This window comes from Nitrospirota bacterium (assembly GCA_016214845.1).
Lineage (GTDB): Bacteria > Nitrospirota > Thermodesulfovibrionia > UBA6902 > UBA6902 > SURF-23.
This window is the reverse complement of record JACRMS010000004.1, coordinates 46,292-59,597: the sequence shown is the minus strand read 5'-3', so window position 1 is coordinate 59,597 and position 13,306 is coordinate 46,292. Positions and strand designations below refer to the sequence as shown.

Genomic DNA, 13,306 nt, shown 5'->3' with positions numbered 1-13,306 from the left:
GATTCGTAAACCAGGCGTCAAGCGTGACAGTGCCCGCCCCGCACAACACTGCGGCATGTACAGCATGTCATACGGCATCAGACTATATACCGAATGCTCCTATAGCGAATGCAAAGTGTAATACTTGCCACGGCATCGGCACCACAGGCGGATCAACGCTTAAAGTAGAACGGCACTTCAGCGACAACTACATTGATCCGACGACCGGACAGCTTGCTGACATCAAGTGCGTTGAGTGTCACAACCCGATGAGCGCCCAGAGCAACCTGAAGCTTATCAGAAGCACGATAAGGTCAAGTGCAGTAGTATTTACGGCATACACTGGGGCCAACAGCTTTGCAGACAATGTAGCGCCTTATGACGGAATCTGCGAAGTATGTCATACAAATACAAACCATCATCAGAATGACGGCATAGCCCCGGGCGGCCAGTCGCACAATGACGGCACAGACTGTAGAACATGTCATACGCACAGCGCAGGCTTTATCCCGACAGCAACACCTGCTGATGCGCCGCATAATGCAATCACAAATTGCAACTACTGTCATGTGGACGCGCAGCCGTACACAACCGTAATCCCTGACAGCAAGTGCGAGCAGTGTCATACGGCAGCAGGCGCATTGAAGGCAGGCTACCCAACAGCCCCGAATGTACTGTCACACACAGCGGCAAACGGCTCGGGCCGGTATAACTACACCAACTCCTGCGTAGCATGTCATGATGTAATGCATGCACAGGGCAACCAGAAGCATGTAAGAGGCACGCTTGCAGGCAGTGTAATAGCCGGAAGCAGCATTGGATTCACATCATATACAGGCGCGGGGTCATTCGCGGACGGCATACCTTTCAATGAGAACGTATGTCAGACCTGTCATACACAGACCAACCATCAGTGGTACAACGGCGGAGCGCCGCTTGACAACAGAAACGGCTACACACCGCACCACGACAGCGAAAACTGTACGGCATGTCATGCTCACGGCAGCGCTTTCCTGCCGACACTGACACCTCCTCCGTTCCCGCATGACACAGCATCATGCAGTGCATGTCATACAGTAGACGCACTCGGCAGGATGCAGGATGCATACGCCAACGCGCCTATTGCGAACAGCAAGTGCGAAGCTTGTCACGGAATCGGAAGCGTAGGCGGTTCTACACTTAAAGTAGACAGGCATTTCAGCGACAACTACTTAGACCCGACAACGGGATTGCTTGCAGACATTAAGTGCGTAGAGTGCCACAACCCGATGAGCACGCAGATCAACTTCAGGTTCAACAACAACCTCAAGTTCATCAGAAGCGTCATCAGGGGCAGCAACATAGCGTTTGAGGCACAGACAGGCCAGTACAGCTATGCAAGCGACAATAACATGCCTGCCGACATGACAGCGGCAAACTACATCTGTAACACATGTCATACTGCAACTAACCACCATCAGAACGACGGCATTGCCCCGGGCGGCCAGTCGCACAATGACGGCGCGGATTGCAGGACCTGTCATGCTCATAACGCAGGATTCCAGCACAACGTAACAACACCTGTACCGCACAATGTGCAGGCATGTACAACGTGTCATACAACTCCTGACACATACGTACCGAATGCAGCGATTCCAAATACTGCATGTCTGACATGTCATGACCCTGCAGCGCCTGGAACAGGGGCCGGCGGATCAGACCTGAAGGTGGACACACACTTCAGCACAACATACACAGACCCGACAACCGGTGTTATGATGAACCTGAATTGCGTAGAGTGTCATAACCCGATGAGCACGCAGACCAACTTCAGAGGCAACACAAACCTGAAGTTCGTAAGAAGCGCTATAAGAGGCAACAACGTAGCGTTTGAGGCGCAGACTGGCCAGTACAGCTACGCATCAGACAACAACAAGCCTGCTGACATGACAACTGCGAACTATCTGTGTAACACATGTCATACGCAGACCAACCATCACCAGGCAGACGGCGTTGCACCCGGTGGACAGTCACACAATGACGGAGCGAAATGTACATCCTGTCATTTCCACGATGCAGGGTTCCAGCCGTCAGGCAACTGCTTACAGTGTCACAACAGCACGCCTCCTGCGGGCTCATCAGACACAAGGAGACGCCAGATAGTGGAATCAACACCCGGCACCGGTGACTTTGTAAAGACATCGCACCATGTGCTTGGCGCAACTGCTTCATCGCAGATTGTAAACCAGGATGCATGTATCGTATGTCACGACCAGACAAACCACACCACATACGGTGACGGCGTAAGCGCGTACCTGAAGAACCAGGATACAGGCGCTGGCATTATCTACAACGGAACAGGCAGCTCGGCAGAAGCCTTCTGCGTAAGCTGTCACGATGCAAACGGCAGCACCCTGTATGGAGCGACACCGTTCAACCAGGCAGGCTCAGGCGATACACACTCCCCTGTCAACATCGGATGGACCATTGGAACAGTGGCCCACAGCGGAGCGGCCAACACCAACAAGTGTCTGGCATGTCATGGAGACACAGCAGGAATTAATGCTCACGGCTCCAGCCTGGCCAAGCTCTTACGTTACACGTACAACGTTAACGACACGGTCACAGCAGCAACCAACTTCTGCTACAACTGTCACGGCAACACGCCTGCTAACGGAGCGGTAGACGCTATAAAGAGCGCCTTTGACCTGACCACAGGCAGACACAGCACGGTAAAGTGTCTTGATTGCCACGATCAGCACACAGCAGTCACCGGCAATCATGCCAACGGAACGACACTTGCCGGCGTACTTACAGGAAGCATCGGAAGGCCCGTATCAGTTGCAGGCGCAAACTGGGTAGCACCGACATACGGAGCAGCAGCAACGATCACGGCTGAGTACCAGTTGTGCTACAAGTGCCATTCAACCGGCCAGTCAGCAGTTGGCCTTGGCACAGGCGCAGCGCAGATGACAGACCTTGGTCTTGAGTTCAACACAGGCAACACCGCAAGGCATCCGATAGGGACTGCCCTTGCAACAGGCAGCCGTTTAATAGCAGCCCAGCTTGCAGGCGGAAGATGTTCATTGCCGCAGAATACAACCTCAGCAACATGCACAAGCGCCGGCGGCACATGGACAGCATGGGCCCCGGGAGCGATAATGACCTGTACGGATTGTCATGATTCAAGCCTGACCAACCAGAGCGGACCTCACGGTTCATCTGTGAAGTGGATGCTTAAGGGCCCGAACCAGGCATGGCCGTACACGGCATCAACAAGCAACGGGACCTCCGGGACCACAGGTTTCCGCACGCTGTCCAATAAGGCAACAAGCAGCGGCACAGCGAACGGTCTCTTCTGTCTCAACTGTCATCCGAGTGCGAATACTGCAAACAACGTACACTCTCAGGGCAACCACAGCTCTGCCGCATGTGTAAATTGTCACATAAGGGTACCGCACGGCGGAAAGATGCCGAGATTTGTAAATGCTAACAATACCAACGGGACCGGCACAGGACTCCCGGCGCGTTATTGGCCAGCCGGCAATGGCACCGGGACTATCTACCTGGAGGCCTTTGTAAAGGCAGCGACTCCGACCGGATACAGCAGCTCAAGCACAAACTGTAACGTCACCTGTGACACCAGGCACAACCTGACAATCTCTACAACAAACAGGTGGTAACCTGACTTCTAAAAAACCGGGGCGCTCGCCCCGGTTTTTTTTTGCCCTGACATCGAATATACTATTACTGCACATGACTCAAGAGACCCTGAAATGAAAATGCCCGCGATCTACGGAACGATAAAAAAATATATCCTGTCACGCGGAGTTGTCGCCGCCCTGATAATTCTCAACATTACCGCGGTGGCAATGAGCACGTATTTTCCCCAGAAATTTCTTCTCGGCATTGACAAGGTAGTGAAATGGGAAGAGGCCCATCCCTTCTTGAGGAGCAGGTATGAGTGGTACGGATTGGACCATATTTTCACAACTGTCTGGTTTGGAATAATCCTGTCCCTGCTTTTTCTCGCGCTTCTGGTATCTACAATAGAGCAGTTCTCCGGCTCGCGGAAGAAGACCTTCCGCATCACCCCTTCGGACAGCAGCAGCATGAGCGTTTCCGTCAGCAGGAGCAAAGCGGAAGAACTGATAAAGAGTTTCAGATATTCAAAGGTCACTGAGACGGAAGGTGCAGTAAAATTCATAAAAAATCCCTGGGGACACTGGGGCAATTTCCTGCTTCACGCGGGGATCACCATTGTGATAGCGTCGTCATTCTTCATTGCCCTGACCCAGCAAAGAGGCAAGGTGAATCTCGTGGAGGGTGAGACCTTTAAACCGGACACCCCATGGATAGTCCAGGAGAACGGCCTTCTGGCATCAGATTTTGTCCTGCCGTTTTCCGTGCGGCTCGATAAAACAGCGCCCGTTTTCTGGGACAATTTTCGTGTGCGGCAAATATCATCGGATATCACTGTCATCAAAGACAACAATGAAGCGTCCAAGCAGTCGCTATCAGTGAACACAATGGGGAAATACAGAGGTGTCAGTATTTATCAGACGCTTGATTTCGGACATGCCTTTTTTATCGAATTGGAAGACAAAGAAAATAAAATACATAAAATGATACTTGAGCTCATTCATCCCGAAAGCCTGGAGCTTGCCAGCTACCAGGATTTTATACTGCCGGGGACAAACAGTCTGCTTCAGACAAAGTACTTCGCCGACGCGGTCAAAAAATCCATCGAGGGAACAAACCCCCTTCTTGTCATAAGGACCAAGGATGGTGATAATATATCGGAGCAGAGTTCATTAACGCGCGGTGAAACAGCTTATGTAAGCGGATACCGCGTAAAGGTCCTTGACGTGCGGAAGTGGACCGGGATAATTTTTGTGGACATAACCGGAATGCCCGGAATTTTCTTTGGATTTTTTATAATAATACTTGGCGCGTTTGCGCATTACTTTCTGCCGCCAAGGGAGATAATATTGTTCACTCATGGAGACAAGCTGTCCCTGTCATGGAAGGCGGTCGAATTTGCCGAGCTGTATTCTGAAGAATTGGGACAGTTGAAAAATAAACTCGCACTGGAGAAAGAGACATGAATAATTTCGCTGTTTATACCGGGCTGCTCTGGCTGGCTGTCCTTATGTACATAATCGCCGGCGTATTGAATGCCTACGGCATCATCTTCAGAAAGGAAAACGTTGAGCGTAACGGCTACCGCATGGTGTACGCCGGTCTGCTCGTACACAGTATCGGCATAGGTTTCTGGTGGACAATCACCGGGCACGGCCCGTATATCACCCGCAATGAGGTGCTGGTATCGGACGCATGGATCATGATATCGGTCTTCCTCGTGTTTAGAAGATATTTCCCGGTCATCAGCCGCGCAAGTATAATTGTCATTCCCGCGACTTTCCTTGCGATGGCGCTCGGTATTTTTTTCTCGCCCGAGATCAGGACCCTTACCCCTATATTTACCAGTATCTGGCTTATCTTCCATATCTCCTTTTTCAAGATAGCCCTCGGCTCTCTTCTGATAGCCCTCGCCTTCTCGATCTTCTATATTCTGAAAACGCGTACGAGGTCCAAATGGCTGCAATCCCTGCCTGAGCTCAAAATAATCGATCTCTACGCGTACAGGTTCTCCGGCTTCGGTTTCATTTTCTGGGCCGTAGCAGTGCTTGCCGGTTCCATCTGGGCACACCAGTCCTGGGGAAGATATTGGGGATGGGACCCTGTGGAGACCTGGGCTCTTATTGCGTGGGTATTCTGGGGGTTCTATCTTCACATGAGGAGATTTTTTAATTGGTCCGGTGAAAAAGCGGCATATCTTCTCATAGCCTGTTTCACAATTTCTCTCATTGCGCTTTTCTACACATCACACCTTGAAACCGCCATACATCTGGAGTACTTCAAATGACAAAGAAAATTATTTTACTGTTAGTCCTTATTTCAGCCCTGATTGCCTGCGTTAAGAGTGAAAAAGAAACGGAAAATATCAAGCATGTGATATACAAGTACAATGCGCTTCTCGCTGAAGGATATAAAAATATGAACATGAATCCCATGCAGGAAGTCGCTACCGTGGACCATGCCACAAAGCTTTACTATCACATGGCCGCGCTCGGCGAAAGCAATATCAGAATGGAGTCGCAGTTGAAGGACATAAAGTTCAAAGAGATCACTTTCCCTGAAAGAGACAAAGCCGTAGCAGCAACAAGTGAGAAATGGGATTACGCACACTACGACATAAATACCGGGGAGAAAAAGGTTGAGGAAAAGGATTTCACTTACGAAATGACTTATGAGCTGAAAAAGGAAAAAGACAAGTGGCTCGTCATAAATGTTACGGCTGCGGGAGAAGAGAAAAGCGCGCAACAATAAAGCATGAACAAATTTAAATCCTTCCTCCTTTCACGAAAATCCGTCATTATACAGATATCTCTTATACTTTCCGTGGTCCTGCTCGGATACAGCTTCCCTCAGAGATTCATCACATCGCTGGCGGACATTGAGAAATGGAGGTATGCCAATCCCGGCCTTGTCCCCTGGCTGGAAAGACTCGGCCTCGATCACGTGTACACGACACCGTGGTTTGCGGTAATGCTTTCCATATTCTTGCTCACACTGATTATTTCAACATTAGACCAGATTAAAAAATCTTTCCACCGGACTTTTAATAAAGATATTTTCACTCAAAAAGAAGGCGCAATTATCCAGGCATCCGAAGCAGCTCTGGTGTCCGCGGTCAGAAAAAAGGGATACATCAATATCAGAACATATGAAGCTGCAAAAAGATTCGTCAAGCATCCGTGGGGATACTGGGGCAACACGCTCTTACATCTTGGCCTTGTGGCCATCATCGCATCGTCTCTCGTTCTTTTACTGACACAGAAGAGGGGTCTGCTTCACCTTGTGGAGGAAGAGGTGCATGGGCCCGGCAAGCCATGGACCGTTGAAGAGAACGGGCTGCTTTCAGACGCATTTGTCCTGCCGGATGCGGTACGGCTCGATAAGGTCAACTACGAGTTCTGGAATTCAGACGATCTGAAAAGCCTGTCATCGGATATCACCATCATCGACCCGCGGGGAAATTCCAGAAAGTACAAGCCCGGCATCAACAAGATCATCACTTATAAGGGGACCCGCATTTACCAGAGCAACACGTTAGGTCATGCATTTTTCGTGGAGCTCATTGACAAAGATGGCGCAGAGACAAGCACCATACTCTTGATTGAACACCCCGGACGAAGGGACAAACCGGGCCACGGCAGCTTCAATGTAGAAGGCCTCCCCTACCCTATAAAAGCCAGCTATTTTGCAGACGCGGATAAAAAGAAAATGACCGGCGGGAATCCGCTTTTGAATATAATGATCACGGACGATAAAAATAAGCTCGTTAATGAGGTACGCCTCAGGCTTGGGGATAGCGGCGAACTCGGGCCGTACACCGCGCGGCTTGTTTATATTTCCAGGTGGTCCGGACTGATATTTGTACAAGACCCCGGCATGTCCGGCGTCTTCTTCGGTTTTTCAATTATAATAATCGGCGTGATACTTTCCTACTTCACCCCTCCGAGGGAGTTTCTGATCAGAAAGGAACGCGAAGGGTATTCCCTCGTGTGGATACCGACAAAGTTTGAGAAATTTTATGAGGAAGAGTTTAAAGAGATATGTTCGGCCTTTGCGTGGAGTGACGGCAAATGAGTAATCAGTACATGATTGAATCCGTTTTCAATTGGGCCGCAGTTATTATCTACGCGATCGCAATTATTTTTAACGCGGCAGGGGTAATTTTCAACAAGGAACAATCCGAGAGGCGCAGTTACTTTTTTGTAAGCGCCGGGCTTGTCAGTCACGGAAGCGCGCTGCTTTACAGATGGATAACATCCGGACACGGCCCTTACATGGTGCGCTACGAGGTGATCTCCTCTGACGCGTGGATCGCGCTGTTTCTATTTCTCATATTCATCAAGTTCTATCCAAAGACAAAACCGGCAAGCGTTATTGTTTTCCCGGTAACGTTGCTTGCCCTTGGGTTGAGTCTTTTCTTTGACCCGAAGGCAGACCAACTACCTCCCTCGCTGAAAAGCATATGGCTTGTGCTCCATGTCTCGTTCATTAAGATCGCCCTTGGAGCGATGCTTATCGCGCTGGCTTTTTCCATATTCTACGTCCTGAAAAAACATACCAGGACCCAGTGGCTGCAAAAACTCCCTGATCTGGAAACGATCGACGTGTACGCCTACCGCTTTGCAGGTTTCGGTTTCGCCTTCTGGACCATAACGACTCTTGCCGGCTCCATCTGGGGCTATCAGTCCTGGGGGAGATTCTGGGCGTGGGACCCTATTGAGACATGGGCGCTGATCACCTGGATATTCTTTGGGGTATACCTCCACCTCAGACATTTCTTCGGATTAAAGGGGGAAAACGCCGCATATCTTTTCATGTTGTGTTTTTTGCTTACGCTGCTGTCCGTATTTTTTGTGCCGTTTCTTGAATCATCGATCCATTCGGAATATTTCAAATAACAGCAGATGTTCTTTCATAGCTGTCTTTAGCACATGGCATTATTTTTGCTTTTTAAAATACCGGATAAAAAGAAAGGACATACAGATTTTCTATTCAGGGTAACAACCAACGAAAGATAACCGGCTGTTCTATAAAGAATAATTTATAACAGTATTGCTCTTTACTGCATAATCATTTTAAAATGATAATTGCAGCTAACACTGTAGCTGGATTGTCAAAATGACACTCACTGCTCATAATTTTGACTAAATGACAAATTAAGGAGATCACAATTAAATGAATAAGCGCAAAAAAATATTACTCATAACCCCCCCTTATCATTCCGGTGTGGTTGAATCGGCAGGCGTGTGGCTAAATGTCGCCTTTGTATATATTGCCGGAAGTCTCAGGGCCGCGGGATATGAACCTGTTATCTACGATGCGATGAGCCACTGGCACGGATACGATGATATAGAAAAAAGAATAACGGATGAAAAACCCGATGTTGTCGCCACGACAGCGTTTACCGCGGGCATAGTTGATGGTTTAAAGGTATTAAAACTTGCAAAAAGGATTAACCCCAACATCATCACCGTCATAGGAAATGTCCACCCCACATTCTGCTATCACGAGATACTGAAGGAACACAACGGGTATTTAGACTTCATTGTGCGCGGTGAAGGAGAGGAAACTTTTGTAGACCTCTTAAACACGGTCTTTGCGCAGGGAGATGTTTCAAAAGTTAAAAGCATTGCATACTGGACAGGCAGCCAGGTTGCTGTAACCCAGACAAGAGGATTTATCAAGGATATCGACAGCCTTCCTACCGCGTGGGACCTGATAGACTGGTCGATCTACACGTATAAACCGATGGAAGATTCGGTGCTCGCTATAGTCAGCACATCACGCGGATGCAATCAGCAGTGCAGCTTCTGCTCGCAGCAGCTTTTCTGGGAGAGAAAATGGAGAGGCAGAAGCGCTGAAAATTTTGTGAATGAGCTTGAATTTTTAAGAGATAAATATGGCGTTAACGTTGTCATGATGTCCGACGAAACGCCCACTCTGAACAGGAAGAGATGGGACAAGATACTGGACCTGCTGATTGAAAGAGAAGTCGGCACCAAGATACTGATGGAAACCAGGGTAGACGATATACTCCGTGATGAAGACATCATGTGGAAATACCAGAAAGCGCTTATCGACCATATATACGTCGGAGTGGAAGCAACAACGCAGGCGACGCTTGATATCTTTAAAAAGAACATAAAGGTCGAGCAGTCCAAAAAAGCGATTGACCTGATTAACGAACATGATATGGTCTCCGAGACATCGTTTGTAATGGGAATGCCTGATGACACAGTTGAAAGCATGAGAAAGACCTTCGAGCTTTCCAAGTTTTACAACCCTGACCTTGCATTCTTTCTGGCAATAGCCCCCTGGCCATACTCCGAGCTTTATCCGCAATTGAAAGATTATGTAGCTGTGACGGATTACAGCAAATATAATCTCGTAGAGCCTGTGATTAAACCAAAGAACATGACCCTCGCGGAGGTCTCTGAAGAACTTGGTAGGGCGTCAAGAGAGTTTTATATGCATAAAATAAATACCCTTGACAGCATGACCGAGAAAAAGAAGGAATTCATGATAAAGGTTGTTCATATAATTTCCACAAGTTCATATCTCGCGGAAACAATGAAAGACACGACAATGCCTGAGGATGTCAAAAAGATGCTGGAAAAGCTACATGCTCAACTTACACGCTGATTGCATCCCTTGTTTTTTTAGTAAATAAGCGCCCCAATTATCTATCGTAAATCTGATAACATCGCTGACAACATTTGTCACTTAAGCTATTTAACGGCAATATAATATATATAATTACTCTTACTGTCTCTTTACTGAATTGCGTTTAGTCGCTTAACATAGCGTTATTTTCCACATCTTTTAAAGCACTTTTGTATTCCACGCTCAAATTTACCTAAATAAAAAGCCTAATTACACGATTTGATAATTGAGGCATATTATTTGCAGTTAAAGGGCTGAGGATTTCAAGAGATATGACTACGGTCTCAAAACATAATGCAATAAAAACAGACGTCGCCATTGCTATAAGTCTTATCATATTTATTTTCTGTTCTAGTATTTCCCAGGCATCCGTTATGCCTGATTATACGAGGCTTCAGCCCGTTACAAGTAACCTTGATGCACCGACGGCATTGGCGCTGGATAATCAGGAAAACATTTACGTGGCAGAGTCAGTTAATAACAAACTGCTCATCTTCACACAGAGCGGCGAATACAAAGGAACTCTTGAAGGACTTAATAAACCAATCAGCGTTGCTTTAGATGCAGCAGGACGGATTTTCATAGGAAACAAAGACAGCAGGAATGTTGAGGTTTATAATCCCGGCCTGACGTTATTATTTAAGCTTGGCTCCGGAGATGGTGAATTTACTCAGCCAAATGATATCGCAATAGACAACGCTGGGAAGATCTATGTTGCAGACAGCAGTGAGGACAAGATAAAGATATACAACAGTCACGGCTCTTTCAATTCATCTTTCGGAAACTCCGGCAGCGGTGACGGTCAATTTCACAAACCAATGTCAGTGGAAATAGATGAGGCGGCAGGAGAGATATTAGTGCTGGACCGGCAGGTTACGTATGACCAATATGGCACGCTGGTGGATGGCGCAAGGATACAAATATTCGACATGAACGGAGTGTACAAGAAAGGTTTTAGCAGCTACGGACAAAATGTAGGACAGATGTACAAACCTCAGCATATAACAATTGATAATGAAGGGAGGATATACGTTACCGACACATATCACAATGTAGCGCTCGTCTATGACAAGAACGGCGCGTACCTTGGCGCAGTATTCGATTCAGATAATCCGCTGAGAACCCCGATGGGCGTTACTATAGCAAATAGTAACAGGCTTTTTATCGCATCGCTTAATGCCTGTACAGTTGAAATTTATGGATTGGCTTCATTTACAAATATGAAGATAACCCCGCTGGCTCTCACATTTACAGCACAGCAGTATGGTGACAACCCGCCGTCACAGGCATTGGAAATAATAAACAACGGTAACGAGCCTCTTTCATGGACAGCAAGCACTACGACCGGATGGATAACTTTATCGGAGACATCAGGAGTGGCAATGGTGTCAGGCACATCAACTCTTAATATAGGAGTAAATATCAGCGGACTTTCGCCAAATACATACATAGGCACAGTAAATATAAGTTCGGCATCCGGTTCAACAGAGGTCATATATATCCAGCTTACTGTTTTACCGACACCTGTGCTTTCAGTAAGCCCTTCCCTCCTGGAATTTACATCTGTTAACGGCTCATTGCCTTCAGCACAGAGCCTATCAATAACCAATGCAGGCGAAGGCACGCTGAGCTGGACAGCGGCATCAAATAGCGCCTGGCTTTCAATAAACAAAGAAACAGGGACAGCTCCAGATACCATTTCAGTTTCAGTAAATATTACATCATTGGGAGCAGGCACTTATTCTGGAGCAATAACAATAGCAGGAGAAAACGTATTATCGAGTCCGGCAGTCATAGACGTTACGCTTAATATAATCCATATTACAGGCACAATATTTGTGACAACAAACATTCCCGGAGCGACTTTCATAATAAACGGCCCCGAATCCTACACAGGAGCCGGGTCTCTCTGGTCAAAAACAAATGCCACTGTGGGTGCGTACTCAATAGTATTCGGGGATGTAGACGGATACGGAAAGCCTTCCTCACAGAGCCAGACATTGCAGGCTGATGGCAGAATAAATTTCAGAGGTGAATACGTCAGTCAAGTGGTAATCCAGCCAGATAAAAGGAAAGAGATTATTGTTGGAGCAGGCCCCGGCGAGCAAAACACCGGTATTGTAAAGGTGTTCGATGCAGACGGCAGTGAGGCCGGAATAGAGTTTATTGCCCACGAATATAAATATGGAGTAAATGTAGCAACCGGCGATATCAACGATGATGGGGTAGATGAAATAATCACGGCACCAGGTCCGGGACCGAAAAATCCTGCGGAAGTAAAAATATTTGACCATAACGGCGATGAGCTGACCAACCTGAAAATTGACGTATTTGAGTATTCCTATGGGGCGCATGTGGGGTCCGGAGATTTTAACTGCGACGGCCGCAGCGAGGTCATAGTAGGTACCGGTTCAGGAGCCGGCAATCCTGCATATGTGAAAGTATTCGTCTATGATCCGACAGAGCAGAAGATGATAGACAGCGGCATCAACCTGCTTGCATATGACAGGGGCAGCGGAGTAAAAGTTGCGGCCGGAGATGTTGACAATGACGGTATTGACGAGATAATTACAGCCCCAGGTAATGGAACTAATACCTCTGTAATAAAAATGTGGACAGTGAATACATCAGCAGGAACAGGACATTGGACTGTTTCAGAGACTAAAGAGTATCCGATAAAATCTCGATATGGTTATAGTATAAGCCTGTCGGCCGGAGATATGAATGGCGACGGTTATGACGAAATTGTAACCGGCGTCATAGCTGACCGCAAGATGCGCGACGAAATAGACATCTATGATATAAACGGCGACAGTATATCAACGTTCAGGCCATATATAGCAAGAAATTATGGAGTAAATATAGCGATCGGCGACCTGGATGATGACGGACTAACAGAGATAGTGGCAGGGGCGGGAGCAGGAGCAGGCAATAAGGCAATGGTAAAGGTTTTTGATTCTAACGGAATAGAGAAAGCATACTTTAAGGCTTTAGATACAAGATACGGCGTAAACGTTGCGGTAGGAAATGTATATTGGTAGAG

The 13,306-nt window shown here is 47.6% G+C and carries 8 protein-coding genes; all 8 read left to right on the top strand.

The window, feature by feature from the left end; translation table 11 throughout:
- On the top strand, positions 1-3,641 hold a 3,641-nt coding region (locus HZB61_01160; GenBank protein ID MBI5055212.1), incomplete at its 5' end, for a cytochrome c3 family protein.
- A gap of 93 nt (positions 3,642-3,734) precedes the next feature.
- On the top strand, positions 3,735-5,066 hold the full coding sequence (locus tag HZB61_01155) for a cytochrome c biogenesis protein ResB (protein MBI5055211.1): 1,332 nt from the start codon (positions 3,735-3,737) through the stop codon (positions 5,064-5,066).
- The gene (gene ccsA / locus HZB61_01150; protein ID MBI5055210.1) at positions 5,063-5,887 is read left to right on the top strand and encodes a cytochrome c biogenesis protein CcsA; all 825 of its coding nucleotides are present in this window, start codon (positions 5,063-5,065) and stop codon (positions 5,885-5,887) included. The genes HZB61_01155 and ccsA (HZB61_01150) overlap by 4 nt, the downstream gene beginning before the upstream one ends.
- Complete coding sequence (locus HZB61_01145) at positions 5,884-6,351, top strand: hypothetical protein (GenBank protein ID MBI5055209.1); 468 nt, start codon at positions 5,884-5,886, stop codon at positions 6,349-6,351. Before ccsA (HZB61_01150) ends, HZB61_01145 begins: the two co-directional genes overlap by 4 nt.
- 3 nt (positions 6,352-6,354) lie before the next feature.
- The gene (locus tag HZB61_01140) at positions 6,355-7,674 is read left to right on the top strand and encodes a cytochrome c biogenesis protein ResB (protein MBI5055208.1); all 1,320 of its coding nucleotides are present in this window, start codon (positions 6,355-6,357) and stop codon (positions 7,672-7,674) included.
- Positions 7,671-8,498, top strand: a complete 828-nt coding sequence (gene ccsA, locus HZB61_01135) for a cytochrome c biogenesis protein CcsA (GenBank protein ID MBI5055207.1) — start codon at positions 7,671-7,673, stop codon at positions 8,496-8,498. The genes HZB61_01140 and ccsA (HZB61_01135) overlap by 4 nt, the downstream gene beginning before the upstream one ends.
- 277 nt (positions 8,499-8,775) lie before the next feature.
- The gene (locus tag HZB61_01130) at positions 8,776-10,242 is read left to right on the top strand and encodes a cobalamin B12-binding domain-containing protein (GenBank protein MBI5055206.1); all 1,467 of its coding nucleotides are present in this window, start codon (positions 8,776-8,778) and stop codon (positions 10,240-10,242) included.
- 395 nt (positions 10,243-10,637) lie between these two features.
- Positions 10,638-13,304: a VCBS repeat-containing protein gene (locus tag HZB61_01125; GenBank protein ID MBI5055205.1), complete on the top strand. Its 2,667-nt coding sequence runs from the start codon at positions 10,638-10,640 to the stop codon at positions 13,302-13,304.
- Positions 13,305-13,306 lie beyond the last annotated feature (2 nt).

What these genes read in the sequence shown, in the direction of transcription:
- HZB61_01155 (MBI5055211.1), top strand. Translation starts at nt 3,735, where the DNA reads ATGAAAATGCCCGCGATCTACGGAACGATAAAAAAATATATCCTGTCA.
- ccsA (MBI5055210.1), top strand. Translation starts at nt 5,063, where the DNA reads ATGAATAATTTCGCTGTTTATACCGGGCTGCTCTGGCTGGCTGTCCTT.
- HZB61_01145 (MBI5055209.1), top strand. Translation starts at nt 5,884, where the DNA reads ATGACAAAGAAAATTATTTTACTGTTAGTCCTTATTTCAGCCCTGATT.
- HZB61_01140 (MBI5055208.1), top strand. Translation starts at nt 6,355, where the DNA reads ATGAACAAATTTAAATCCTTCCTCCTTTCACGAAAATCCGTCATTATA.
- ccsA (MBI5055207.1), top strand. Translation starts at nt 7,671, where the DNA reads ATGAGTAATCAGTACATGATTGAATCCGTTTTCAATTGGGCCGCAGTT.
- HZB61_01130 (MBI5055206.1), top strand. Translation starts at nt 8,776, where the DNA reads ATGAATAAGCGCAAAAAAATATTACTCATAACCCCCCCTTATCATTCC.
- HZB61_01125 (MBI5055205.1), top strand. Translation starts at nt 10,638, where the DNA reads ATGCCTGATTATACGAGGCTTCAGCCCGTTACAAGTAACCTTGATGCA.